General features: G+C 41.9%; 24 protein-coding genes. 8 read left to right on the forward strand and 16 right to left on the reverse strand.

The window, feature by feature from the left end:
- Positions 1–109: 109 nt before the first annotated feature.
- From D0469_RS17075 to D0469_RS17095, 5 genes are all read left to right on the forward strand, one after another.
- Complete coding sequence (locus D0469_RS17075; RefSeq protein WP_117327933.1) at positions 110–853, forward strand: YqjF family protein; 744 nt, start codon at positions 110–112, stop codon at positions 851–853.
- A gap of 201 nt (positions 854–1,054) precedes the next feature.
- On the forward strand, positions 1,055–1,975 hold the full coding sequence (locus D0469_RS17080) for an NAD(P)/FAD-dependent oxidoreductase (RefSeq protein ID WP_117327934.1): 921 nt from the start codon (positions 1,055–1,057) through the stop codon (positions 1,973–1,975).
- A gap of 176 nt (positions 1,976–2,151) precedes the next feature.
- Positions 2,152–2,421 (forward strand): DUF1292 domain-containing protein, encoded by a 270-nt coding sequence (locus tag D0469_RS17085; RefSeq protein ID WP_117327935.1) that lies wholly within the window; start codon positions 2,152–2,154, stop codon positions 2,419–2,421.
- On the forward strand, positions 2,418–2,798 hold the full coding sequence (locus tag D0469_RS17090; protein ID WP_117327936.1) for a hypothetical protein: 381 nt from the start codon (positions 2,418–2,420) through the stop codon (positions 2,796–2,798). Before D0469_RS17085 ends, D0469_RS17090 begins: the two co-directional genes overlap by 4 nt.
- A gap of 28 nt (positions 2,799–2,826) precedes the next feature.
- Positions 2,827–4,092, forward strand: coding sequence for an erythromycin esterase family protein (locus D0469_RS17095; protein WP_117327937.1), 1,266 nt, complete (start codon positions 2,827–2,829; stop codon positions 4,090–4,092).
- A 189-nt stretch (positions 4,093–4,281) separates the two neighbouring features.
- On the opposite strand, the gene D0469_RS17100 is transcribed toward D0469_RS17095, so the two are convergent.
- The 3 genes from D0469_RS17100 to D0469_RS17110 all read right to left on the reverse strand — a co-directional run bounded on the left by D0469_RS17100 (position 4,282) and on the right by D0469_RS17110 (position 5,820).
- On the reverse strand, positions 4,282–5,115 hold the full coding sequence (locus tag D0469_RS17100) for a TraR/DksA C4-type zinc finger protein (RefSeq protein ID WP_325048974.1): 834 nt from the start codon (positions 5,113–5,115) through the stop codon (positions 4,282–4,284).
- 45 nt (positions 5,116–5,160) lie between these two features.
- Positions 5,161–5,307 carry a lmo0937 family membrane protein gene (locus D0469_RS17105; protein ID WP_117327938.1) on the reverse strand — a complete coding sequence of 49 codons (147 nt, stop codon included), beginning with the start codon at positions 5,305–5,307 and terminating at the stop codon, positions 5,161–5,163.
- Between the two features lie 78 nt (positions 5,308–5,385).
- Positions 5,386–5,820 carry a sporulation protein gene (locus D0469_RS17110; RefSeq protein WP_117327939.1) on the reverse strand — a complete coding sequence of 145 codons (435 nt, stop codon included), beginning with the start codon at positions 5,818–5,820 and terminating at the stop codon, positions 5,386–5,388.
- A 93-nt stretch (positions 5,821–5,913) separates the two neighbouring features.
- Here D0469_RS17110 and D0469_RS17115 point away from each other — a divergent pair, with 93 nt between their 5' ends.
- On the forward strand, positions 5,914–6,267 hold the full coding sequence (locus D0469_RS17115) for a YckD family protein (protein WP_117327940.1): 354 nt from the start codon (positions 5,914–5,916) through the stop codon (positions 6,265–6,267).
- A 192-nt stretch (positions 6,268–6,459) separates the two neighbouring features.
- Here the strand turns inward: D0469_RS17115 and D0469_RS17120 are convergent, their stop codons facing one another.
- From D0469_RS17120 to D0469_RS17165, 9 genes are all read right to left on the reverse strand, one after another.
- Complete coding sequence (locus D0469_RS17120; RefSeq protein ID WP_117327941.1) at positions 6,460–7,311, reverse strand: MBL fold metallo-hydrolase; 852 nt, start codon at positions 7,309–7,311, stop codon at positions 6,460–6,462.
- A 306-nt stretch (positions 7,312–7,617) separates the two neighbouring features.
- Positions 7,618–8,598: an ABC transporter permease gene (locus D0469_RS17125; protein ID WP_117327942.1), complete on the reverse strand. Its 981-nt coding sequence runs from the start codon at positions 8,596–8,598 to the stop codon at positions 7,618–7,620.
- Positions 8,591–9,502 carry an ABC transporter ATP-binding protein gene (locus D0469_RS17130; RefSeq protein ID WP_117327943.1) on the reverse strand — a complete coding sequence of 304 codons (912 nt, stop codon included), beginning with the start codon at positions 9,500–9,502 and terminating at the stop codon, positions 8,591–8,593. Before D0469_RS17130 ends, D0469_RS17125 begins: the two co-directional genes overlap by 8 nt.
- On the reverse strand, positions 9,502–10,296 hold the full coding sequence (locus D0469_RS17135; protein WP_233523099.1) for an SGNH/GDSL hydrolase family protein: 795 nt from the start codon (positions 10,294–10,296) through the stop codon (positions 9,502–9,504). Before D0469_RS17135 ends, D0469_RS17130 begins: the two co-directional genes overlap by 1 nt.
- Positions 10,297–10,510: 214 nt before the next feature.
- The gene (locus D0469_RS17140) at positions 10,511–10,711 is read right to left on the reverse strand and encodes a hypothetical protein (RefSeq protein WP_117327945.1); all 201 of its coding nucleotides are present in this window, start codon (positions 10,709–10,711) and stop codon (positions 10,511–10,513) included.
- Between the two features lie 16 nt (positions 10,712–10,727).
- Positions 10,728–11,918, reverse strand: a complete 1,191-nt coding sequence (locus D0469_RS17145; RefSeq protein WP_117327946.1) for an MFS transporter — start codon at positions 11,916–11,918, stop codon at positions 10,728–10,730.
- 301 nt (positions 11,919–12,219) lie between these two features.
- Positions 12,220–14,352, reverse strand: a complete 2,133-nt coding sequence (locus D0469_RS17155; RefSeq protein ID WP_117328058.1) for a PAS domain S-box protein — start codon at positions 14,350–14,352, stop codon at positions 12,220–12,222.
- Between the two features lie 96 nt (positions 14,353–14,448).
- Positions 14,449–16,728: an ATP-dependent DNA helicase gene (locus tag D0469_RS17160; protein ID WP_117328059.1), complete on the reverse strand. Its 2,280-nt coding sequence runs from the start codon at positions 16,726–16,728 to the stop codon at positions 14,449–14,451.
- 336 nt (positions 16,729–17,064) lie between these two features.
- Entirely contained in the window at positions 17,065–17,265 is a 201-nt protein-coding gene (locus tag D0469_RS17165) for a cold-shock protein (RefSeq protein WP_117327948.1), read from the reverse strand.
- Between the two features lie 999 nt (positions 17,266–18,264).
- Here D0469_RS17165 and sigX point away from each other — a divergent pair.
- Positions 18,265–18,816, forward strand: coding sequence for an RNA polymerase sigma factor SigX (gene sigX, locus D0469_RS17170; protein WP_117327949.1), 552 nt, complete (start codon positions 18,265–18,267; stop codon positions 18,814–18,816).
- Positions 18,791–19,918, forward strand: coding sequence for a hypothetical protein (locus D0469_RS17175; protein WP_117327950.1), 1,128 nt, complete (start codon positions 18,791–18,793; stop codon positions 19,916–19,918). The genes sigX and D0469_RS17175 overlap by 26 nt, the downstream gene beginning before the upstream one ends.
- A 188-nt stretch (positions 19,919–20,106) precedes the next feature.
- Here the strand turns inward: D0469_RS17175 and D0469_RS17180 are convergent, their stop codons facing one another.
- From D0469_RS17180 to cobA, 4 genes are all read right to left on the reverse strand, one after another.
- Entirely contained in the window at positions 20,107–20,313 is a 207-nt protein-coding gene (locus D0469_RS17180; RefSeq protein ID WP_233523100.1) for a cold-inducible protein YdjO-related protein, read from the reverse strand.
- Positions 20,314–20,423: 110 nt separating this feature from the next.
- Complete coding sequence (recQ, locus tag D0469_RS17185) at positions 20,424–22,559, reverse strand: DNA helicase RecQ (RefSeq protein WP_117327951.1); 2,136 nt, start codon at positions 22,557–22,559, stop codon at positions 20,424–20,426.
- Positions 22,560–23,087: 528 nt separating this feature from the next.
- Complete coding sequence (locus D0469_RS17190) at positions 23,088–23,693, reverse strand: precorrin-2 dehydrogenase/sirohydrochlorin ferrochelatase family protein (protein ID WP_117327952.1); 606 nt, start codon at positions 23,691–23,693, stop codon at positions 23,088–23,090.
- Between the two features lie 105 nt (positions 23,694–23,798).
- Positions 23,799–25,259 (reverse strand): uroporphyrinogen-III C-methyltransferase, encoded by a 1,461-nt coding sequence (gene cobA / locus D0469_RS17195; protein ID WP_158553548.1) that lies wholly within the window; start codon positions 25,257–25,259, stop codon positions 23,799–23,801.
- Between the last annotated feature and the right edge of the window lie 74 nt (positions 25,260–25,333).

Genomic DNA, 25,333 nt, shown 5'->3' on the forward strand with positions numbered 1-25,333 from the left:
GAGGCTTCCTACAATACGTTACACAATCTATTGCATTGTTTTAAAGATCTTGAAAAAGGAGATATAAAAGATAACAAATGAATCATTGGAAAGGAGCAGCTATTTATTTATGCATGAAGAGTTCTTGGAATTAAAGCAGCGCCCCTATCCACCCCCTGCTTCGCCTTGGATTTTAACTCAGAAATGGAATCATTTATTGTTCATGCACTGGAAGGCCTCAAAAGACCAGTTAAATTCAAGGCTTCCTCCAGCCCTGGAGCTCGATACTTTTAACGGCGAAGCCTATATAGCCATCATCCCCTTTTTGGTCGATGGAATGCGGGCAAGAAATCTTCCGGAAATCCCGTTGTTAGGCTCGTATATTGAGCTGAATGTAAGGACTTATGTGAGATATAAGGGCGTACCAGGGATTTATTTTTTCAGTTTGGATGCAAACCATCCCCCTTCCGTGGCCGGAGCGAGCATATTTTTTAGCCTGCCCTACCGCAACGCAGCAATGGAAATCAGGGTGGATGGGTCATTTATCAATTTTCGCAGCAGCCGAAATCATCCAGGAAAAGAAGCGTTTGACTTTTATGCAGCTTATAAACCGGTGTCGGACATTTATATTCCTGAAACTGGAAGTCTGGAGCATTGGCTGTTTGAAAGGTATTGTTTTTTTACTGAACGAGGAAAATCGATATACCGCGGGGATATACACCATGACATGTGGCGGGTTCAAACAGCAGATTGCCAAATTAAACAAAATACGTTGGATTTCTCACTGCTAGATGAACCTCTTCTGCATTATTCAACCCCGAAACAAGTATTCTTTTGGCCGTTGGAGAAAGCGGGCGACGTTAGCGAAAGGTAAAGTTTTTTCCAAAATTGTTTGGATAGTTCCGGGAAAACAACGATTCACTCCTAGAAAAAGAATTTCGATCAAGGTTTGAAATATTAAACTTGAGTCTGTTTTTTCAGCTGGATTTGTTTATCCTCATTCCAATTCAGGTATGTAAATAATGAGTTTCTGGATACTAAGAGAGCGATTATTTTGTGAAATGGCGGTGATTGGATGAAACTATTGGATTGTATTATCATCGGCGGTGGCTTAGCCGGTCTGCAGGCAGCCATTCAGCTTGGAAGGTATAAGCATGACACGCTCGTAATTGATTCAAACAGCGGACGCTCGACGCTTTGCCATTGCTATCATAATATTCTTGGCTATCCAAATGGGGTCAGCGGAGACGAACTTAGGAGGCTAGGCCGCGAGCATGCGTCCCAATATAATATTTCGTTTACTGAAGATTTTGCTGTATCCCTTCAGCGGGACGGAGATTCATTTGCTGTACAGACTGAAAAGCAGAAGACCTATTCAGCGAAGACTATTTTGCTGGCTACTGGCATTAAGGATAATATCCCTCCTATAAAAAATCTAAAACCCTGCCTGGGACATACGGTATATCTATGCCCCGATTGCGATGGCTACGAAATCAAAAACAAACGTACCATAGTGCTTGGATCGGGTAATTCAGGTGCGGGAATGGCTATTGGCTTAGACTATTGGACAAAAGATCTTATTTTTCTAAACCACGATTCTGCGCCAATTGACACCGCCCTTTTAGAGAAGCTGAAACAAAACAATATTGAATGTATTGATGGAGCTATTCAAGAGGTTATTGCAGAAGATGGTTCCTCCTTTAAAGGAGTAATTTTAGAAAACGGGCGCACCGTGGAAGGAGATCGCGGATTCATTTCATTTGGAGGAAATTCTGTCAATACAGATCTGGCAAAGCAAATTAGTGTAGAAATAGATAACGATAACAAACATGTTGTTGTTAATCCTCGTACTAAAGAAACGAGTGTTTCAGGGGTCTGGGCTGCCGGTGATATGACTGTCCATTCAGAACAGGCAGCTATCGCCATGGGGGATGGGCTTCAGGCAGCCATTTGGATTCATAAAACATTATTAAAAAAAGAAGAAGATTTAAGTTAAACTTACAAATTATTCCCTGTCTCTTTGGAGGCAGGGTATTTCATTCCAGAAACATAACTGATTGAAAAGAGTTGTTGGGGAGAAAATAACCGGGAAGCTGATTTTTGCTGTAATAAACAAATGTTGATAAAAATGCAGCCAGTTCAGATTCATCACGATGCTATGGAGGTGGCACCATGGATAAATTAAAAGAGCGTGATATTATTGCGATTCAAAATGAACAGGGAGAAGAATCAGAATATGCTGTTGAAGCCCTTTTTGAAATGAATGAAGGCAGTTATGCCTTGTTAAGTTCTGGTGAAGATTCTTTTTTAATGCGTGTTGAATCAGAAGGTGACCAGCAATACTTGGTTAATATTGATGATCCTGATGAAAAAGAGAGTCTGCTGGATGCTTATTTGCTGGCTTCCACGGCTGATTATGATGATCCAAGAACCCGCCCATGACCGAAAACAAAGATGTGATTGACCTATCTTCTAACAAGAAAAAAATAGATGCAGTCATATCCACAATTTCTTTTACGAAAAACCTGAGATCAGCTACTGCTGAGGAATGGTTTATTTTTATTCCTCCATATCTGGATCCTTATACTGGAGGAGCGGCCGGAAAGGCGATTATCCAGTATAACCTGTATGGCAATAGAGATGTTTATATTAACACGACGATTATTTTAGACGATCCTCAATTACATGACATCAATGTTCATAGCCTGGTATACGCAATCGCAGATGAAATTGTGAACCGGCTTGTCGGATATGCCGATACACTGCTGTCCGTACATGCCGGGGCCAATTCTTACCAGGCTGAATATGTGAATGAATAATCCCAATTTACCCGGAGGTGTATCGACCATGCTTAAACAAGTAGCGGACAATATTAAGGAATATGCTGTTCCGTTAACCGGTACCGCAGACCTGGATGTGCTGGTGGATAAAATAGGTGACGCTAGAATTGTACTTCTTGGTGAAGCATCACATGGGACTTCAGAATTTTATCAGGTGCGTGCTGAGCTCTCAAAAAAACTGATTAAGGAGAAAGGGTTTTCTTTCATCGGTGTGGAAGGTGACTGGCCGGCTTCCCAGAAGGTTAATCGATATATAAAGGGCTATAATCATCAGTTCAACAGCGCTGAAGAGGCGCTGCGTTCCTTTCAGCGCTGGCCTTCATGGATGTGGGCAAATCGGGAAATGATCAATCTAATTGAATGGATGAAAACATATAATGAGAGCGGGAGTGCCAAGACAAAGGCTGGATTTTACGGTATTGATGTATATAGCCTCTGGGAATCAATGGAAGAGGTCATCCGTTACCTTGAAAAAATAAACTCCCCTGATTTGGAAACGGCCCGGCAGGCATTCTCCTGTTTTGAACCATTTATGCGGGATCCGCAAAAATACGCCGTTTCTTCGGGGATATATTCAGAGGGATGCATTGATGAAGTGACTGCCCTTTTAACACAAATCAGGACGAACGAATCGCTTTATCCTAAGACCGATGAGATCAGCCTTAATCTAAAGGTCAATTCACTGGTCGCTGCCAATGCTGAAAGATATTACAGTACAATGGTTCTTCATGATGCAATGTCTTGGAATGTCCGTGACCTCCATATGGTGGCAGCACTTAATGAGGTAATGGACTTTTACGGAAGCGATGCAAAGGCCATTGTCTGGGAACATAACACTCACATTGGGGATGCAAGAGCAACAGATATGGCCAGAGAAGGAATGGTTAACGTTGGTCAGCTGGTACGAGAACAGCATAAACCAGGCGATGTGTACGCTGTCGGTTTTGGCACGTACAGCGGCACTGTTATCGCTGCCGATGAATGGGGCGTTAATCATGATGTAAAAGAGGTACCGCCAGCTATATTAGGGAGCTGGGAGGATGTAATGCACCGCACCGGCGCCTATGACAAAATGCTGTTCTTTGATGATAACAACCGGCATCTCTTCAATGAAGCGATCGGCCACCGGGCCATCGGTGTCGTATATAACCCGGAATATGAACGGTTCGGCAATTATGTGCCATCTGTCATGTCTGAACGGTACGACGCCTTTGTTTTCCTAGATCAAACAAAAGCACTGCAGCCGCTTCAGCTTCAGCCATTTTTGGTATAGCCAAAGAATGTGTATTCGAAACCAAGGGAACGTTTGATTATGGTGCGGTCGATCCCACAAAGTTTACGCATTGTTTCATTTTTCGCTAACGGATCCTTTCGTCTATTGTAAGCACTGAGATTAACTAACTGCTTAGAACGTAAGAAAACCTTGTCGTATAAAAGACAAGGTTTTTCACATTCCGGATCATCAATCATCACCTTCGACATAAGGATCATGCTCATAAGCCGGCAAATCGCCAAACGCAGTCATAATCCCTTCCTCATCAAGCTCATTTTCATATTGTTGGTGTGCCTTAGTTGGGAAAATGGTGATATTTCCTTCCATATCGACACCGACATAATTTTCGTACGCCTCCACATATCCGCGGTATTCATCATATTCAATCAAAGTATCATTATAATCACCTGGAGGCCGGTAAAAATCCGATGGACTTTCTGACGAACCAAACGTTTCAAGCTGCTGCCACATGTCTTCGGCATCAAATGCAACATTCTCATCTTCTTCATCCTTTTCAAATTTTCCAAAGGGCGGCATCAGCACCCCTTCTTCGATTGGACGACTGTGCGAAACGCGGTGATCAGGAGTATGGTCCACACAGAATAGAGTTGAAGGCAAAGCCTCAAGCCTTTCCAGCGGGATATCTTCCCCACATGTTTCACAGCGGCCATATGTTCCTTTTTCTATTGCCTCAAGAGCACGCCTCAGACCAAACATTTCAAATTGGTAGTGCTCACTTAACCCCATATCTTTCTCCCGTTCATAAAGATCTGACGCTTCGTCACCGGGATGTTGGTCAAAGCTTGACAGCTCCCCAATTGATTCATGCAGAGTTGCCCGCTTTAAGTTCAAATGTTCATTACCCTCATATCTATCCTCTACATCCTTTAATGAATTCTGCAATGTTTCCCGAAAGCTTTCCAGCTGTTTTGCAGTAAGCATATTCGCCAGTCCCTTCAAATAGTTTTCTCTCTTACTATTGTTCACCATAATAGCGGCAATCATAAAAGGGAAAACTTGCAAAGACAGCAAAAACCCCCGAATGTTATCGGAGGTTTCTTATTTACGTTAACGTCTGGCACGGCCCTTTATGAAATTAAATACAAATACAACGGCTGCAACAATAAGAAGCAAATGGATCATTCCGCCTGCGAGATCGAATACAAGACCGACAATCCATAGAAGTAAGAGGACACCAATTATGGTCCATAGCATTAACCTTCACTCCTTCAAAATTGTGTGTACTAGTATATTCCCTTATTGTAGTGCCCTCAAACAAAGGCTGTGATTTTCTTACAACGAGGTATTGTAAGTTGATACCGGCGGGTTCACGAATATTATATCCTCATCTTCGGGATCCACTCCCTGTGGAATTTGCAGCACAGTCCGCAGTATTGTTTCATATTTTCCGTCGCTTACAGGATGATCTTCAGGTAGTGTAAATTCAAATGGGATACACGTTTCTTTTTTCGCAGATATTCCTTCAGGATGCTGTATTATAATCCGTGAAACTTCCTTTTCGTGATAGGAGAAATCACTATCCTCTTTTTCTGCTTCATACCGCACTGCCAGCGTGAGGACTATCGCTTCAACTTCTTGTCCAGCGGCTCCTCCCTGAATGACAATTTCACCTTCCACTGTTGAGGAAGGATACAAGGCTTTACTTTGAAGAACTGTATCGACCTTTGCGTTTCCGATTCCTATACTTGATAAGAATTCCCGCCACATTTCAAACTCTCCTTTTTGCCATGATTAAATGCATTGTGCATAATATCCCTGTTTTTTCTAATAATAATACAAAATCAAAATCGGGGTGAAAAAATGAGAAAAATAATCGTAGCATCATTATTGATCTTTATATTTACTTTAATCTCGTTTTCCTCTTCATCATATGCTGAACAGCAGGAATCCAAAACAAATATCCAGTTAACTAATACCCAAAAAGCCGAACTGGCAAAGCTTAATGAAGAAATATTGGTAAAAAAGAAAGAACTGATTGGTAAATACGTGGAATTTGGGATTATCACTCCAGAAAAAGGCGCAAAAATAAGAGCTCATATGGATGACCGTTTTGCAAGAATGAAGGAGAACGGTTTTATTTGTTATCGTATGCATTGTGGTCACAAGGGAAGACACCAACTTCATAATCAACAATCCAAAAATGACCAGAATTAATACGAATATAATTTCAAAATATTGAATAACCTTGTCAGAATGACAAGGTTATTCTAGTTTATTGTATACCTTCCTTGCTGCAGCACTTTCCTGTTTTCGGATATTTCACTCAAGCTATTCAGCGTTGGAGTTCTTTACTTTAGTCGGTGTTTTTATTGTATATGTTTTATTATTTCTCATTAGGAGTGAATTTTATTTTTCCGTCTGCCCATCAACATACTTTCCATAGTCAGGAATTGCCATTTTATCAAAATTCTCGACTAAGGTTTTCAGACTTTCAGAAAGAAGTTTCCCCTCCATCGGAATGCCGTGCCCGGTTACTGCAATGGCAGGCTTTAGCGCTTCAAGCTTTTCTACAGATTTCCGTGCACTTGGCCAGTCGGTCGTAAAATACCGTGGCGGTCCGCTTATTTCTTGCTCCTGTGTCAGCACTTTATATAGGTATTCCTGTTTAACGGTTACACATGCATCCCCTGCAATTAAAGCCCGGTCACTTTCGCGAAAAAGTGAAATATGCCCCGGTGTATGGCCCGGTGTATAGATCCATTTCCAGCCCGGCATAGCTGGCACACTGCCATCCGCTGGGAGAAACGCTGCCATATCCCCAATATCAATACCATCATTGGGAAACATGCCAGACATTTTAGCGACCATTCCGCCTTCAACCCCCATATCTGGTTCAGGGTAGTCCTGTTTCCCTGTTAAAAAAGGCATTTCCAGTTCATGAGCATATACCTTTACTCCCCAATGTTTTGCGAGCGGTATCAACGCCCCGACATGATCAAAATGACCATGCGTCAATATGATGGCTTCTGGCACACTTCCCTGTCCAAACAATTCTTCTGACGCAGCTATGATATCATCCGCAGACCGGGGCATTCCTGCATCCACCAGCACCCAGCCAGTTTGCCTTCCTGGTGTGCCAACAAAGCAAATATTGGCTACCTGGATTGTCATGCAGTGAATATCCGCTGTTACCTCCACTTTATCCCCGCTTCTTATTGTTGTAACCGGGATAATTTTTTTGTCGATGTTATTATCCATGAAATTCCACTCCTTATACGCAGTCAATAAAAATAAATCACACCGTTTCTCTTCTCTAGTATTAGGTTCGAAATGAGACATTATGTGCTTTCTGAATGGATTGGGAATTACTCATTAAATACCCAAAAATATGTGACATAATGCATCAAACACGGCCTTTCAGAACGGCCCGGAGAAAGTCTTGATAAAAAAAAAAGGGTGAACACCTGCCACAGTGACAGTGTTTCACCCTTCTATCGCTCATAAAAATGGATCATGCGTGCTGCAAAAGCAGCTGCCCATTCCATCTATTCATGACTAATTGACCTAAAATACATCCTTTCTTATAAAAGCAAAAAAGGCAACAAACAGGGCTGCGGCCCACCATGCGAGCAGCACAGAGATCGAAGAAAGCAATGTCATACCTTCAATTGGAGGAGCTATCCCGTTCAGGTATCCAGTAAGCTTCAGGTTAATCATGAATAGATATTTCGCTGAAGTCCAGGAGGAAACCATGTTTGCCAGCACCGCGCCAGATACTAGGGCTGCCAGCATAATCCCCATTCCAGCTGCTGTGCTTCGCACCAGAACGGAAACCATAAATGATAGCGTCGCGACAACCATTGCAACAAACCAAACAAGCCCAAGATCCATCAGCAAAAACTTCCACTGGCTTACCAGTCTTACCTCCGAGGTGTCAAGATTGCCATTTTCAACAGTAAAGCCAGTAAGGATTGGTGCATTTAGGCCTTTGTAGCCAAAGATCAGACCTGACAGGAAATAAGAGATTAATGCTGTCATGGCAACAATTGCTGAAACGGCTAAAATAAGAGCAATGTATTTGCTGAGCAGAATTTTCCCTCGCTTTACCGGCCTTGTCAGCAAGAGTTTAACAGAACCAAGTGCATGCTCAGACGATACCATATCGCTTGCAATGACCAAAACCAAAAGCGGGATAAATAAATCACTTGAGTTTTCGATAAACATACGGACAAAAGTAGGTGCACCCGGTTCGGAAGGGTTAATATTGTTATCAAGATAATATTGCTGCTGCTTCATGCTGATTTGCAGCTGTTCTCTCCATTCATCTGATAATCGACTGGAGCCGAGCCTGTTTTGAGTATCAATGATCTGCTGCTGAAGGGAAGCCCTCCAGTCAGATGTCCCTAGTTTTTCTCTTTGGGTTTCAACACTTTTCATTTGGGCGTATGTGAATAAGCCCACCAGAATAGCTACAATAACTGCAATAACCAGCAAACGTTTCTTTGCCAGCAGCTTCATTATTTCGTTTTGGACCAGGTTAATCAATCGTTCTCCCTCCCGTCAGCTCAAGGAACAGATCTTCCAAAACAGGCAGCTTTCGGTTCATTTCAAGTACAGATACTCCGTTTTCCACTAGTTCCCTGTTCCAAGCTGCAGCTTTTTCTTCAGCATATTCTGTAATGATAAGACCTTCCCCAGCCTCTGCTGGCTCGGTATAACGGCTAAGGATTTGCATTCCTTTATTATGTGGATCCAGGCGCCAGACTGCCTTTTCTTGATTATCCAGAAGGCTCGACACTGAGCCGACCCGTATTACCTCTCCTCCTGCAACAATAGCAACCCGATCGCACAATAGCTGGATCTCACTTAGCAAATGGCTTGAAACGAGCACGCTCAGCCCCTGCTGTTCGGCAAGCTGCCGGATAAATTGCCGCATCTCCCTAATACCTGCTGGATCAAGTCCATTGGTTGGCTCGTCCAGCACTAATACCTTTGGGCTATTGAGGAGGGCCTGGGCAATTCCAAGCCGCTGGCGCATGCCTAAGGAATAGGTTTTCACCTTATCATGTATCCTTTCCTGAAGGCCAACCAGCCGGATAACCTCATTCATTTTGGCGTCTCCCACACCGGGTAGCATCCGCGCAAAATGCAATAAATTATCCCAGCCGCTTAAAAATGGATAAAGCTCCGGATTCTCAACAATGCACCCTAAATAACGCATTGCCCGGGTAAATTCCTTTTTTACATCATACCCGCAAATCTGTATTGAACCTGAAGTTGGTTTAATCAGGCCTACAAGCATCCTGATCGTGGTTGTTTTACCCGCACCGTTCGGTCCTAAAAAACCAAATACTTCCCCTTCACGGAGCTCAAAGGAAATGCCTTTAATTATTTCTTTTTTACCGATCTTTTTTCGAAGGTTTTTGACTGACAGCGTAACATTTGACATTACTTTACTCCCTCCTGCCTTGAAAGCAGCGCTGCAACACGATCGGCAATCATTTTATATCCATCCCTGTTTGGATGGAATTTATCAGAAAAAAGATAATCATTGACGTTAAGCTGAAATAAGTCGAATGTTGGAACAAAAATAGTCCGCGGAAATTCAGAGCTCAGCTCTGCACTCCTTTGATTCCATTCGGTGACGGCTCGCGTTGTCAGCTCTGAATCTTCCAGTTCGATAAATGGATTATATAGCCCAATCAGATAGATAGCAGCTTCACTGTTAATAGAACGTACTGTTTCAAAAATCGATTGTATATTAGCTGAGTAAATATTTTGCGCCTTTTCTATTTCTTTTGGATCAATGTTCATTAAGGTTTGTCCGCCTTGAAACAGGTCATTTCCGCCAATAGTAATGAGAACAGCATCCGCCATCCCAATTTGGCGCTGGATTTCCTGCTTTTTAACCTGTTCTTTTAATTGCGCTGAACGCTGGCCGTTAATTCCAATGTTATGGATGATTACCTGTTTATCTGAATCCCTTTTTAACTGTTCTGAAACAATTCCTACATATCCCCTGCCGGTTTCATCCCCCGTTCCACGGGTAAGGGAGTCACCTAGCGCAATGATGGTCATTGCTTCATTTTCTCTCGTCTGAACAGCCGTTTCAGTGTCAGATGCCTTTATTGGCTGCGGTGCTGCACGATAATAATCATACAACGCCCAGGATAGGCTAAAAATTAAGATTAACGTTAGCAAAGCAGAAAATACAGTGAAGCTTACTACACTTTTCCGGTTCAAATGCATCTTCCTTTCAAAAACTTTCTCTTTCTATTTAATCACATCATAACCATAGAATAAAAAAGTAAGTTGTGAAGAACAAGGCGACAGCGAGCTGTTCAGAGGAAGAACGACCGAAATCGTCAGTCTCTAACTTGGAAATTGCCAGCTGCCTTCGTTACTTATTACCACTTGTATAATCAGTTCAAAACAACAAAAAACAAGCAGTTTACTATTACCCGCTTGTTTTTTCCTGATTACTATTTTTAAGGCGCTTTTCCATGAGCAGCTTTGTGCTTTCTTTTGGGGTCCAGCAGTTGAATTGGTAGTCCGGCTTCGTTCCAAATCCTAATCGGGAGCATAAATAAGCAGTTTTACCCTCTTCTTTTTTAACTCTGTAATGAATACATGAAGCACAGCAATGATATGGATTCATAACCCGATTCTCCTTGTTACCCCAGTTTGACAGTCGCAGCTGGCTTTTTCATTTTTTTATCAGCAGCTGCCATCCATATTGACAGAATAAGCCCAGCGCCAGCCAGAACGGCAAAGAAAAAATAAACAGCATAAATATGAAAAGACTCATAAATAACCCCTGACACAAATGTAGAAAACCAGTTGCCAAGGCCGTTGCCAATCGCAGAATACATTGTTACAGCTGTAACCGTAATATGATCAGGCATGATTTCACGGACATACCGGAGACCGGCCGGAATAAATAATCCTATTGAAAAACCCTGAAGGACTGCTGATACATAAACAATTTCCAGGCTTGGCTGTGTAAAATAAAAAATCCATCTGACTAAGGATACAGCGCTGGCCAGCACTACGACATTCATAATGCCAATCCGGTCGATCATCCTTCCAGCAACCTGCATAAATGGAATCTCAGAAAGAACGGCCACTAAAAAAGCAATGCCTATGCCTGTATACGTGCCTCCCCTGTCTTCAATGAATAATCCAAAATATACATTGTTCGCCAGGTTAGGACCAAAAATCAAAAATGTAATCGCAAGAAAAATGACAAACTTCCTAAGCCGGAAAATTTCCTTAATTCCAGAAAAGATATTGCCCCTTGCCTTACTGTTCTCATTAGGCATTCTTAGAGACAAAACAGAACTAATGATAAAGGCAGCACTGAATGCGTAAAAGATAACAGATAACCCCAGGTCAGTCTCTGACAGTCTTCCTATGATAAAAACCGCCAGCCCAAAACCGATCGAGCCAAATAGGCGGATATTTCCATAGTTCAATTTTTCCCGTGTGGAAAATTGAAGTGAAATGCTGTCTGATACCGGAATAACTGAACTTTGGAAAACGGCTACTAATACTGCAATAGCAATAAATACATAATAGTTATCAAACAGCAAATACGTAAGTCCAAACAGTCCCGCTAACACAGTTGTAAACGTCAATATCAATCTTGGCTTTTGTGTAATATCGCACAGCATTCCCCAAAGCGGCTGGAAGAATATCATGATAACAGGCCCAATGGATAAAATAGTTCCGATCTGATATCCATTTAAACCTTCCACTTCACTGAAATAAAGGCTCAAAAACGGATACAGACTGCCCATAGCAAAAAAGGCAAATAAATAATAGCCTTGCAAAGTATATGTTTGTTGTTTTACTTTCTTCTTCAAAACGGCTTCTCCTTAAAGTAATTCAAAGTTGTTTTTTGATTGGGCTCCTTTCGGCGGTGTGTCGCCGTGCAAGAAAGTTTTCCTGCCTTACTATACCGAAAATGTATATATGTTCTATTTATTTTAGGCTTTGTTAAACATGCCTGTTGGTTTCCGCTCCAGGTACTCGCTTCCCGCTGGCGGTTCGGGAGCTTCCTCGGCTCCTGCTTGCGCTGCGGGGTCTCCATTGATCCGCTTTTCCCGTGAATTGGTTTTCCCGAATAAACACCGCACGAGAAAATGAGGATGGATTTTCGACCGATTAACCTGTCTCGGCTGGAAGCAGTATACTAAATGTGGTTCCCTCATTTAAGCGGCTTTCAATAAATACCTTTCCGCGGTGGCTTTCAATAATCCGGAAGCTGACCATCAGGCCAAGCCCATTGCCATTTTTCTTGGTAGTGAAGAAAGGCTCACCTAATTTCTTTAGCTTCTCCACCGGGATTCCAACACCTGTATCCTTGAAGGCAACATGGACTGCCCGGTCTTTGATTTCTACCGTAACGGTCATTGTCCCGCCATCCGGCATAGCCTCGATTCCGTTTTTAAGGAAGTTAAGGAATACCTGCTTTAAGCGGTTTTCATCACATGACACTTTAATAAATGATTCCTTGGATTCAAGTTCCAATTTAACTTTCTTTTTCTTTGCCTCAAATTCAACCAGAGACAGGACATTCTGTATAATCGGAATAATATTGCGCTCTTCGAGGTCAACAGTTTGCGGCTTAGCCAGCACCAAGAATTCTTCCACAATAGAATTGACCCTTTCGATTTCATCAAGAATGATATCGAAATATTCACGCCGCTCTGGACTGGATTCATCCAGCTGCAGAAATTCTGCATAGCCTTTCATTGATGTAAGCGGATTGCGGATTTCGTGGGCAACCCCCGCAGCCAGCTGTCCAACTGCCGCGAGCTTATCCTGACGGTGAACCATTTCTTCGGTCTTTTTTCTTTCCGTAATATCATTGCGGATTGCTAGATATTGGTAAGGTTTATTACTCTCATCCAAAAACGGAACAATGGTCGTAGCGACCCAGTAAAATGTACCGTCCTTAGCCCGATTTCTAATCTCACCTTTCCATACACGACCGCTCGAAATTGTATTCCAGAGGTTTTTAAAAAATTCCTTGGAATGGTAGCCTGAGTTTAAGATTCTATGTGTAGAGCCAATCAATTCATCACGTGAATATTTAGATATCTCGCAAAACTTATCATTGACATTCGTTATGACGCCACGATGGTCTGTGAATGCGACGATTGATGATTGATCCAGCGCAAAATGAATATCCTTAATATCCTTTAGTGAGTTTTTCAGTTCAATTTCCGCTTTTTTCCGGTTTGTAATATCAGTCCGAATGGAAACGTATTGAAATGGCTTTCCTTTTCTATTTAAAAACGGGACGATCGTTGTGTTCACCCAGTAAAAGGATCCATCCTTTGATCGATTGCGAATTTCGCCGTTCCATGTTTTCCCTTGGCCAATCGTTCTCCAAAGCTCTTTAAAAAATTCTTTGGAATGATAGCCTGAATTAAGGATGGCATGATCCTGGCCAATCAATTCATCCTCCGTATATTTTGAGATCTCGAGAAATTTATCATTTACATATGTGATTTTCCCCTTTGGATCTGTTATTGCGACAATTGACGATTCATCGAGTGCAAAAAGTAAATCCTTAACGTAGGTATCACTTGCTGCAAGTCTTCTGCTCATCAATGTGCTAGAGCTGACCAAGCCGGCAAGAATCAATATGGAAACGAACACTGCTATATATATCAATAGCGAACTCTGTCCACCTGTGATTTCTGCAGATTCCTGATAAGTCATCGCCCTTGATAGCAGGAAATTCCCTTCCACAATGGCTCCAGAAATGATCAGCGCTCCTACAGGCTTTAGCCATAGCTGATGTCCCTTAACTAACCGGCTGGAACCGAAAAAAAGCCAAAACGAGAAATAAAACATTCCTAACATCATTAGGACGGTTACGGTTAAAACTGGCATATCATATTGGATGCCTGTTTTAAGTGCTGTTATCCCTACAATATGGTTTGCCAGTACAGCCAATGTAAGCAGAATACTGCCTTCAACTAAATGAAAGGATTTAACCCTCCTGTTCGTGATTGAATAGACAGCCATCCCTGAAAATGAGATACCAAGAATCATAGATAGAAACATGAGGGCAACATTAACAGAAATCAGATCCTGAACAACCGCCCCAAAAAAGTTCATAGCCCATATTCCAATGCCGAGCGAAAAGGAGGAACCAAGGAATAAAAACCGTCTATTTTTTTCCTTTGTATGAATCAGTGTTATCAGATCAAGCGCGGTGTAAGCTGCTATATATGTCAAAATGACCGCTATCACAATCAATATCGGGTTTGATGAAAAAGTCATTGTTTCCACTAGCTTATCACGCTCCCCTTAAAAATAGTCTATCTTATTGTAATGGATTGAAAAGTTCACGGAAAGGAATTTTTTATACCTGATAAGCTAGTTTAAAACATGGAAATCCCGCCAATTCTCCGGCAGCATTCGTATATATCTGCTAGTGAGAAAGCGGTCGTCTACCAAGAAAATTTTTCCAGCATCTGTTTCCGATCGGATCAGCCTGCCGCCGGCTTGCAGTACTTTATTGATTCCTGGAAATACATAAGCATAATCATAGCCATTTTTCCCATATTTCTGAAAGTAATTCTTAATAATGTCACGTTCAAAGCTTAGCTGAGGCAGGCCAACCCCTATGATAACCACGCCATTTAGCCGATCACCCTTTAAGTCGATTCCCTCAGAAAATATTCCGCCCATTACAGCAAAACCCAGCAGCAGCCCATTACGCCCTTCACTAAACGAACCAAGGAAGGTTTCCCTATCCTGCTCGGTGAAGAAAGTATCCTGCACCAGCACCTCCGCTTTTGGATTAATAATCATGAAAGCATCTTGCACCTCACGTAAAAATTGATACGAAGGAAAGAAAACAAGATAATTCCCTGTTTCTTTGTTTTCGATTTCTTTCAGCAAGTCTACAATAGGCTTTATGGCCGCTGGGCGGTCTTTGTACCGGGTTGATAGAGGCAATATAGAAACTTCCGTTTGCTCAGCACTAAAAGGAGAGCCGATGGCAATATGGTAATCTTCCTCACCTCCACCAAGCAGCTCAGTATGGTAGGCGAGCGGAGCCAAAGTGGCCGAAAAGTGGACCTTAGCACAGAAACCCTTTCCCATCCGTTTTAAATGAAGTGAAGGGTCAAGGCAGAACAGTTTCATACTGACTTCATTTTTTGTTGCCTCTGCATAGGTAACAAAGCTTTCGTCAAACAATTTTGCTATTCTTATAAAAGAATGCACCTGAAAATATACTTCCAGGAGGGCTGAGTCGTTATTTGAGTTAACAATCAAAACGGACTCCGCTGCCTCCGAGAATTTTTCCAAAAGCGGCAGAATTTCATTAGGAAGCTGCTTTGAAACCAGCTTTTTTTCCTCACCACATTGTTTTTTTAGCGCAATAAAGTAATTGTTGATATTTGAAGACACTTCAAAAATTGCATAGTTGTTTCCTTTGTATTTCCTTTGCAAATCCAGGAATGCTTTTTTATGTAATATTGCAGAAAACATGTCTCTGCCACGTTCCACCAGATTATGTGCCTCATCTATCAGCAGCACAGTCTGCCGTTTTTGTTCCTCTAATAACCGTTTTAAGGATACCCGGGGATCAAAAATATAATTATAGTCACAAATAACCGCATCACTTGCAAAAGCCGCATCCAAAGAAAATTCGAACGGACATAGCCTGTGTTTTAAGGCATATGCTTCTATAACCTGCCTATTGATGAGGCCTTCGTTCATAAGAAGATCCAGCAGAGCATTATTCAAACGATCATAATAGCCCTCTGTAAATTCACAGGATCCCATGCTGCAGGCTTCATTCCTATTAAAGCAAATTTTATCCTTAGCGGTTATCACAACAACCTTCAGTTTTAGTCCGGCATCCAGCATTCTTGAGAAAGCATCTTCCGCTGCCTTCCGGGCGATCGTTTTTGCCGTCAAGTAAAAGATCCTTTTAGCATGTCCCGCGCCAATGGATTTCACTGCCGGGAATGAAACACTAATCGTTTTACCGATCCCCGTCGGAGCATCAGCAAACAAGCTCCTTTTTTCCTCAATTGTTTTATAAACTGCTCCTGCCAGTTTACGCTGTCCACTCCTGTATTCGGGAAATGGAAATTCAAGTTTTGCTATGCTGTCATCCCGTTCGGCGATATGGTTTATTCTCCACTTGGCATATGGATAAAAACCTTCAAGCATTTCAATGATAAATTGCTGGAGCTCTGAGGAGGAATAGATCCGCAGGAAGCTTTTCTGTTCTTCAGAGACTGTTTGGTAGTAAGTTAATTTAACAGTGATCTCGCTCAGGCCGTGATCCATCGCATAAATATATGCATAGCATTGTGCCTGAGCCCAGTGAACGGGATAACTATACTCTTCAATGTTCACTAATTCGCCGCCAGTGGACTTTATTTCTTCGACCGTGACTCCATTACCACTAAAAAGCAGCCCATCACACCGGCCCTCAAGCGTGAATACTAATTCTTCATACGGAATATCTGCTCTAAGGAATACCTCACTTTGATCATTGCCACTGTATTCGTTCTGTACCTTATTATGTGCCTTTGTCCCTTCGGAAAACGATACCGCCGCCCTGAAGCGGGAAGAGATACTCCCGCTGCGGTATACATATTCCACAAGTGTTCTGACTGATAGCCTGTACAGCATAAGGTTTCTCCCCCGCTCCATTGATTTATCTCCATCTTAATCGTTGGTCTATAATTTTTAAAGCCACACTGCTATTATATAAGTCAAAAAGGCATACGAATCTGCTGGTATGGTGGAAAAAACAGAAAATCCAGATTAAATGGCCTGCGCAAAAATGCTGTCGCTTATGATTTCGTTAGTTGGATCGGACAAACCTTGCACTTATAGGAGGCTTTATCAGCGTTTTACAATAAAAATATGTCGGGTCTAGGCTGAAAATGATGTAATTAGCTGCTCGCTCGTGCTATTAAAAAAGGAAAAGGCACCTTTTCCAGGTGCCAATCAAAAACCATTCTATTATGCTTGGGTAATTCTTGGATTATTAATAGCCTGGAGCATTTTTGTACTGGCGGCCATTTCACTGCCGCAAAGTGGACAAATCTGGCTTCCTTCTGTTCGAAAATTATCACGAATCCAGCCTTTACATGTATCGGAAGTACATTCCCATACTTTCGTTTCTTCCGGTGGTACTTCTTCAACATTTTTGCGATTATACATGCGTCCCACTCCTTTACGTCATTTGGTTAGTGCATTAATGCCAAATCAGCTCTGCATATAAATTGGACGAAATAAAAACTATACCAATGCTGACGTCTTTCTTTATTATAACACAACTTACCAATTTTCAGGAAGAAGTCCGTTCACAAGAAAAGTGCAGCCGGTCGAAATGAAAAAACGGCTTAAATCGCCACGTCCTCACAAAGCTAATGCTTTGGTTTGTGCGATGGATACTGCCGTAGTGTTCCTTGTTATGTTTGTCTGGCTTTATTTTACTCCTTAAAAAGTTGCTGGGCACTGAAGCTGGATATAGATGGAAAAATCCCCCGCTGCTTTCATTAGCAGCGGAGGATTTTTTTATTTTAAAGTAGCATTTACCGGTCTTGCCAGGATAATTCCTGCACTAAAGACCGGTGATCATAGCCTTCGATTCATAAATGAAGACTAGGGAGAGTATATCGCGTTTCAACCTAAAACAATGAAAGCCCTGCCTCTCTCTCATCCTTACGGTTCCTAGACCGCGCCAGTAGAATCAGATTCAAGCATTTTATTAAAGGTGAAGACGTTCCAACCGTTAATGATTTTTACATGGATAAAAGTAATTAAGGAGTTATATGAACGAAGAATTTCATCTGCGGAAATTGTTTACGGACTTCTGCATCACCAGCAGCTTAAGACTGTGGGAAATCCGTATGTGCGATACTAAATCACATTTGCTTTAATAAAATGTTCATGCAATTTACCCTCCTAATGTTCTTTTCCCGTTCCTAGGAAATATAAACATCAGAAATTGAATTGTAGCACGGTTATTTATATTTGTCAAAGTAATTTAGGAACTTTAATCGCGCCAGCAATCCAGAGTCACTCCAACTTTAGGATTATTTGGAAAAATTTTATAGTGAAAGTCGTTTGCTGGTGATAGAATGTTAGCTGTAAATATTATTTAAGGACCGAAACTTTATTCTCCTATAGACGACTAATTTTTACAGGAGGTTTGACATGAACAGCAAGCTCCAAGAGTTATATGATAAATATCACCAAAACCTTTTTCAATTTTTATTTTATATGGTAAAAAACCGGGAACAGGCAGAAGACCTGGTTCAGGAAGTATATATAAGAGTTTTGAATTCTTATGACCGATTTGAAGGACGGAGCAGTGAAAAAACATGGATTTTTTCAATAGCACGCCATGCCGCTTTGGATTATCTCCGCAAACAGAACAGATGGAGTCAGCGAATCTTTTCAGCATTCGATTTAACGAAGCGGCCAATCCTTGATACTTCCCCCCTACCGGAAGAAATCGCTGTCCAGAACGAAATGATCCAGCAGATGTACCGCTGTATGGACAAATGTACCGTTGACCAACGCTCCGTGGTGATTTTGCGCTATATTCAATCACTAACCATTTCAGAAACTGCCCAAATTCTTGGCTGGACGGAAGGAAAAGTCAAGACCACGCAGCATCGGGCCATTCAGGTGTTAAAAGCGAACATGAGAGAATTATCAGAGAAGGAGGAATCCATCGATGAAAAAATTCAATTACGAAGATAGTGATATAGAAAATATTCTGCAACAAATGCCTGAGGTCAGAGATAACCGGAAAATGCTGGAAATTTTGGAGCGCGCTGAAAAGCTCTCCAAAAAACGGAAGGGTTTGGGCTGGGTAATGCCTGCTGCAGCATCTGCAGCGGCCATACTGCTTTTTGCCTTGATCAGTACATCTATCTTTCAAAACGACAGAAATAGAAACACTGCTGGCCTCAACTCTAAAGAAGACGCTTCTACGGCAGCACCTATAGAAAAAAAGGCTTCATCAACGGAGAAGCGTTTTGTTATAATGCCTGATCAGAATTTCATAACATTTTCGATTACAGGCATGGATCAGGCAGGGCTCATTATGCCACTGAATATTCCAGTAAGCATGGCTGTAGAAGAAAATGCTTCCCCTGCCGTTCTGTACACTAAATACATTGACAAGATGAAAAATGAACAGTGGGGACTGGCTCCGCTGGATTTTAAAAACCATGCCACATTTTCTGAAGCTTCTGACGCCAATGGCAATAAGACACTTGTGGTAGATATGATAAAAAACAGTTCCTTAGGTGTATCATCGGCCGGGACCGCCTTTATGGATTCTCTGAAAGAGTCCTTCCGCTGGCACGGATATAACCAAATTGAGTTTCAGACTCAGGGCCAAAAAGGTACAATTCTAGGCAATACCGAATACACCAGTATTCCACTTGTCGCTGAAGGAAAAAAAGCTTATTTCCAATATATATATGGACAGGATTATCCGTCGTTTCTCGTTCCATCGCCGGATACTTATCCCGACTTTTCTAAGGCACTGAATGCCATGGAAAGCGAGCAGTTTACCCTCCAGGCACCACTCCATGCCCCTATCCCAGGCGGGGTGGATATCAGCAATATATTGATTGAAGGCAGCCATGCTGAAGTTAAGTTTACAGCTGATAGCGGATTAATGGACAATGAAACCTTCGTGATGATGCTCGATGCTATCTTGCTGTCCGCCAAAGAGTTTGGTTTCCGGACGGTAACTTTTTCAGGTGCACAGAATGCCAACATTGATCAAATCGGGACTATTAAACTCGGCATGCCAAATGAAGTTCCAGCAGCCCCAAATCCTGTTCAATAAGATTTAATGAACAATTCCTTTTAATAATAGAACGATAAATACTGATATGAACAATTTGATTCAGAACGGAAACCGTGAAAATGGCAAAGGTATTGAAGTAATATTTTATCGGGCTAGATTAAAAAGGACCCTGTCACATGACGGAGTCCTTTTTTGGTGAAAATGAATATGTTTTCAGGCGTTTTTCGTTATCTAAAAGTGCGAAAATCATTTCTTATTTGAGGCAATTCCCGAACCTCTTCCTTCAGTGCTCCTCCGCACATCGGACAGGAATGATTATCCATGACAAATTCCTGGCGCATCCAGCCGTTGCACAACTCGGATTCGCAGGCATACACAACTGTTTCTTCCATTATGGTAACCTGTTCTTCTGCATTCTTCTTAGCAAAGTACATGAGCAGCCTCCTTTTGTCGGCGTTCCTTGTTAAACAGGGCGCTACCGCTTCTTTCGTTAGTATATTCATTTTGCTCATGTTTTATTTGCCGCAATAGGATTAGTTACACTTTAAGGAGTTTTTTGAAATGTGACTGCCGGGTATTTTACAAGAACTGCTTTGATTTGAAAATAACTGATATTTTCAGGCAAAGTCTCTTTAATAGGTTTTAGCTTTTCAGCTCCAATGTTCCTTATGGCATTAATTATTAGCTCCTGCTCTGAATTACCAACAATCTGTTCCCAATCCAGAGGCATTTCTTCCTGTGCACAGCGAATAATATGGTTTTCGACTGTTACCACTGACAGATTAAGCTGTGCAGCAATTTCATCAAATGAAGCACCGGAGTTATATAGTTTATAAGAATCCAGATAGCTTCCTTTTTTTACTTGCTGTTTCGTACTAATGCTTTGAATTGGTTCTGCTTTTGCAACAGGATTTTGACTAAGATAACCACTGATTGCCTTGAGAAATGCTGCTCCATACCGTTCTGCTTTTTGTTCACCGACTCCTTTAACCTGAAGGAATTCCTCCTTGGTTTGAGGCTGTTTTAAGCTCATGTCTTTTAAAGCAGCGTCTGAAAAAATGATAAACGGCGGTACTCCTTCGCCGGCCGCAAGTTCTTTCCTAACAGCCCGAAGCTTTTCAAACAGAACGTCATCAGTCTGAGCAGCAGTGATTGTAAGTTGCTGCTTCCTCAGTACCCTTTCCTTGTTTAGCAATACCTCTTTTCCCAGGTTGGTTACATCAAGTACGGGGTATTGCCCTCCGGAAATTCCGATATATTGCCTGGAAGCGAGAAAATCAATGAACTCTGCTATTTCTTTCGCTGACCTCTGTTTCATAATCCCATAAGTAGATAGTTTATCAAATCCAAAATCAGCTATCTTCTTATTTTTTGACCCTGCCAGTACCTGGCTGATCAGTGTACGGCCAAACCGTTCACCCATTCGAATCATACATGACAGAACCATTTGAGCTTCTACGGTAACATCCTCTACAGACCGAGTATCAAGACAATTGCCGCATCGGCCGCAGGGCTCGGAATTCTCTTCCCCAAAATACTGCAGGATAAATGATTGCAAACAATCTTCCGTATGGCAGTAATCCTTCATTTGGTTCAGTTTTTTCAGTTCTTGCTCTCTTCTAGAATCAGAGGTACTTGATTGGTCAATAAGAAAGCGCTGAACTCTAATATCCTGAGCGGAATAAAGCAGGATGCATTCACTATCAAGGCCATCCCGCCCTGCACGGCCTGCTTCCTGATAATAGCTCTCCATATTTTTGGGCATTTGATAGTGAAAAACCATTCGTACATTCGTTTTATTAATTCCCATTCCGAAGGCTGATGTGGCAACCATTATTTTGATATCATCGTTTAAAAACAGTTCCTGCTGGCTGGCACGCTCAGATTCATTCATCCCGGCATGGTAGCGGCCGGCCTTGTAGCCCTTTTTCAATAAGTACTGATAAAGATTATCCACTTCTTTTCTCGTTGCTCCGTATACTATGCCGGATTCCTGTTTGTTTTTTGACAAATAACGTTCAAGGAATGTTAGGCTGTTTTCATCCTTTACAACTGAAAATGATAGATTGGTCCGTTCAAAGCCGGTAATGATTGTATTCTCTTCCGAGATGCCGAGCAAGCTGCAAATATCCTCTCTTACCGTAGGTGTAGCAGTAGCGGTTAACGCCAATACTCGAGGATTACCAGGCAGCTTTGACATCAAAGAGCTGATCTTTAAATAGCTAGGCCGAAAATCGTGTCCCCATTGAGAAATGCAATGTGCTTCATCCACTGCAACGAGGGAGATATCCAATTGCTTAAGCTCTTCCAAAAAGTAAGGAGATTCCAGCCGTTCAGGAGCCATGTAGATTAATTTGTAGCGGCCCTTTACCGCATCATCCAGCCTTTTGCTTACCTCTGAAGCGGTTATCGAGCTATTGATAAAGGTTGCCGGGATTCCAGCCTGAACCAGTGAATCTACTTGGTCTTTCATTAAGGAAATGAGCGGGGAGATAACGAGAGTAGAGCCAGGGAGAAGCAGTGCAGGAATTTGGTAGCATACCGATTTACCGCCGCCAGTCGGCATAATTCCTGCAGCGGGAACACCATCTAAAACAAATTCAATAATTTTTTCCTGGCCAGGCCGAAACGAGTCATAGCCAAAATACTTTTTTAGATACTCTCTTGCTTTTTTAATCAAAACTTATCCCTCTATTCTTGGTCGCGTCTTATAAAATCATTAGGTAGCGCAAACTATGGTAAGCAGAATGATATAATTGTATCGCTTTTTTAATGATTTTTCATTAATTTAAGAGATATAGGTTAGAATCGGCCGATGGATTTTTACGCTCGTTTGTAAGGGGGTATAACTCGGGAGTAAGGTACTAAATAAAATGAAGAACTTTGAAAAGCGGGTTTGTTTTTTAACTAATATTGATGATTTTTACAAGAGATGTACCCACCTTGACTACTTCTATATAGTTTTTCAGCAAGATTTTAAACAAAAACATCAACTTCTTTGTTGTTTCAGTAATCATCATTAAAACATACCGTTCTGGGTACCATTCTTTTTTTATTGCTTTTGCCAACTTTTTACCTTTATCGCCAACTACGAGGATTTTATCAGTGAATCAATTTCACGACAATTTCCGAGATCCAAAATCAGGAAAAACCCCTCATGTCTTGTAAAAGAGCCGCTGCAGTGTTCCATCAAACACTGCAGCAGCTCTTAATGAAACAGCTTGTTAAATTCATCTTCCCAATTCCCCGCCCGAAAAAATGAGTCGGAGGCAATTTCTTGAAGCAGTTTTATTTTCTGATTAGAATTAAGTGAACTCTCTATAATTTTCTTTCTGACATCAAATAAAAAATATGTAAATTGTTCATATTCCTGGCTATAGCTTTCTTCCAGTTCACGCCTTAGTCTGACCGCCAAAGAAGGGCTCGCGCCGGAAGTTGATACTGAAATTGTAAGCAGACCCCTTTTAAAAGCTGCAGCCGTATGGAAGCTGGAACCTGCCGGATCATCTGCGATATTGACCAACTGGTGTGGTTTACAGGCCTCTTTGACAGCCTGATTGATTTCACTGCTATTTGAGGCAGCTACTACAATATAGGCATCCATCGTATCCTCAGGTTTAAATTCCCTGCTATGCCAAATGCATAAGTTTTGCTCCGTATGCCGCACCAATTTTGACGTCAGGGATGGGCTGACGATTGTGACATTAGCCTCTGCTTCCAGAAGTCCCTGTATTTTTCTTTCTGCAACCTTACCGCCCCCAACCACAAGTACCCGTTTGCCTTTTAAATCTAGCATGATGGAATATCCGCTCATAAAACTTCTTCTCTCCTTGTTTTAGGATACCGCTTTGCCCATCCTTCAATTAAGAAAAGCGTTCTTCCATTTTCATTCCTGCTCCATTCATAGCTGAAGTTAAGATCAGGGACGGACTTGCTCAGCCAATTGAATGATGCTTTCAATTGTCGGTTTTTCCGCTATTTCTACATGATCCTTATAGAAATCGTTCAAGGCTGCAGCTGTTTGCTTTCCCATTACCATTGTTTGTTTTCCCTGTAAAAAAGCTCCAAAATTTTCTCCGAGGTTGGTCAATCCCTGATCCAGCCCTCTCACTGAACTACTGCTTGGGAAGATCACTGTATCAATATCCGCCTCTTGCAGCATTCGTTCAAACAACGGCAAATATTTATCATCCATTACCTTATGCCCAGTGATCCAGAAATCACAGGAACCGAACTGCTGTGTAAAAGAGAGTTTATCGGCCAGCATACTCTCCTCCCCAACAATCAGAACGTTGTCTTTATCTATTTGTTCCTTCGGTAATGCTGAAAAACCATGATTTTCAATAGCAGAAAGTGTTGTTGAAGATCCATACAGGTCTGCAGTTATCTTTCTTATATCTATTTTTCTTTCTTTGAGCGTTTTAAAAAAAGCATCACAGCTCCGTGGTGAAGTAAAGAGGATCTTCTTGAAGCCCGGCAGCTTTTCAAGCAGCTGCACATCCGGCATAACTATTTCATATTTCCATTTTGGAAATTCGATTACATCCGCTCCCCGTTCTGCAAGCCTTTCAGCCAGTTCACTTGCCCCGCTGCTGCTTCGTGCGACCAGAATTTGCCTTCCGAACAAAGGCTTTTTTTCAAACCAATTCAGCTTTTCACGCAGTGAAACGATATTACCTACAAGTGTAATGGATGGATTGTTGAACTTTTCTTTCACGGCTAATGCAGAAATGTTTGCTAAATTTCCTTGCAAAACTTTTTGTCTGCTGTATGTTCCCCACTGAACAAGCATCACAGGGGTATCAGGAGCTTTGCCATGTTCAATTAATTTTTCGCAAATAAACGGCAAATTGGCTATTCCCATGTAAAATGCTACCGTATCAATGCCATTGGCTATCCCTTCCCAGTTTAAGTTGGGCTTTCCATCCACTGATTTATCGTGGGCAGTCACTACAGCGAATGATTCGCCAAATTCCCTGTGTGTCACAGGAACACCGGCATACATTGCTGCGGCTATCCCGGATGTTATCCCGGGAACGATTTCATACGGCACTTCATGTTCAGCCAGGAATGCAGCTTCTTCTCCTACCCGGCCGAAAACTCCGGGATCACCGCCCTTAAGCCGGACGACCCTTTCAAATTCAGAAGCCTTATCTACCATAAGCTGGTTAATCGCTTCCTGCCGTAAAAAATGTCTGTCAGGCAACTTGCCGCAATATATGAATTCACACCCGTCAGGAGCAAAGTCTAGGATTTTTGGGTTCACCAGCCGGTCATATAAAATGACTTCTGCATTTTTTATAGCGTTCAATCCCTTTACCGTTATCAGTGAAATATCTCCCGGACCTGCTCCCACCAACCACACTTTTCCTTTAATCATATAATGCCTACCTTCCCGCCAAGCTGCCATTTCTTATTTTTTGGTCTATATATTCATCTTACATTAAAATAAAC

Source organism: Peribacillus saganii (assembly GCF_003429095.1).
Taxonomy (GTDB): domain Bacteria; phylum Bacillota; class Bacilli; order Bacillales; family DSM-1321; genus Peribacillus; species Peribacillus saganii.

Bases quoted from the DNA above. Each gene is read 5' to 3' on its own strand.
- D0469_RS17190 (WP_117327952.1), bottom strand. From the start codon at position 23,693: ATGAGCGGATATTCCATCATGCTAGATTTAAAAGGCAAACGGGTACTT.
- D0469_RS17095 (WP_117327937.1), top strand. From the start codon at position 2,827: ATGCTTAAACAAGTAGCGGACAATATTAAGGAATATGCTGTTCCGTTA.
- D0469_RS17120 (WP_117327941.1), bottom strand. From the start codon at position 7,311: ATGGATAATAACATCGACAAAAAAATTATCCCGGTTACAACAATAAGA.
- D0469_RS17105 (WP_117327938.1), bottom strand. From the start codon at position 5,307: ATGCTATGGACCATAATTGGTGTCCTCTTACTTCTATGGATTGTCGGT.
- D0469_RS17075 (WP_117327933.1), top strand. From the start codon at position 110: ATGCATGAAGAGTTCTTGGAATTAAAGCAGCGCCCCTATCCACCCCCT.
- cobA (WP_158553548.1), bottom strand. From the start codon at position 25,259: ATGATTAAAGGAAAAGTGTGGTTGGTGGGAGCAGGTCCGGGAGATATT.
- D0469_RS17085 (WP_117327935.1), top strand. From the start codon at position 2,152: ATGGATAAATTAAAAGAGCGTGATATTATTGCGATTCAAAATGAACAG.
- D0469_RS17160 (WP_117328059.1), bottom strand. From the start codon at position 16,728: ATGCTGTACAGGCTATCAGTCAGAACACTTGTGGAATATGTATACCGC.
- D0469_RS17110 (WP_117327939.1), bottom strand. From the start codon at position 5,820: ATGTGGCGGGAATTCTTATCAAGTATAGGAATCGGAAACGCAAAGGTC.
- D0469_RS17155 (WP_117328058.1), bottom strand. From the start codon at position 14,352: ATGACTTTTTCATCAAACCCGATATTGATTGTGATAGCGGTCATTTTG.
- D0469_RS17140 (WP_117327945.1), bottom strand. From the start codon at position 10,711: ATGAATCCATATCATTGCTGTGCTTCATGTATTCATTACAGAGTTAAA.
- D0469_RS17115 (WP_117327940.1), top strand. From the start codon at position 5,914: ATGAGAAAAATAATCGTAGCATCATTATTGATCTTTATATTTACTTTA.
- D0469_RS17180 (WP_233523100.1), bottom strand. From the start codon at position 20,313: ATGTACTTTGCTAAGAAGAATGCAGAAGAACAGGTTACCATAATGGAA.
- D0469_RS17080 (WP_117327934.1), top strand. From the start codon at position 1,055: ATGAAACTATTGGATTGTATTATCATCGGCGGTGGCTTAGCCGGTCTG.
- D0469_RS17130 (WP_117327943.1), bottom strand. From the start codon at position 9,502: ATGTCAAATGTTACGCTGTCAGTCAAAAACCTTCGAAAAAAGATCGGT.
- D0469_RS17090 (WP_117327936.1), top strand. From the start codon at position 2,418: ATGACCGAAAACAAAGATGTGATTGACCTATCTTCTAACAAGAAAAAA.
- D0469_RS17175 (WP_117327950.1), top strand. From the start codon at position 18,791: ATGAAAAAATTCAATTACGAAGATAGTGATATAGAAAATATTCTGCAA.
- sigX (WP_117327949.1), top strand. From the start codon at position 18,265: ATGAACAGCAAGCTCCAAGAGTTATATGATAAATATCACCAAAACCTT.
- D0469_RS17165 (WP_117327948.1), bottom strand. From the start codon at position 17,265: ATGTATAATCGCAAAAATGTTGAAGAAGTACCACCGGAAGAAACGAAA.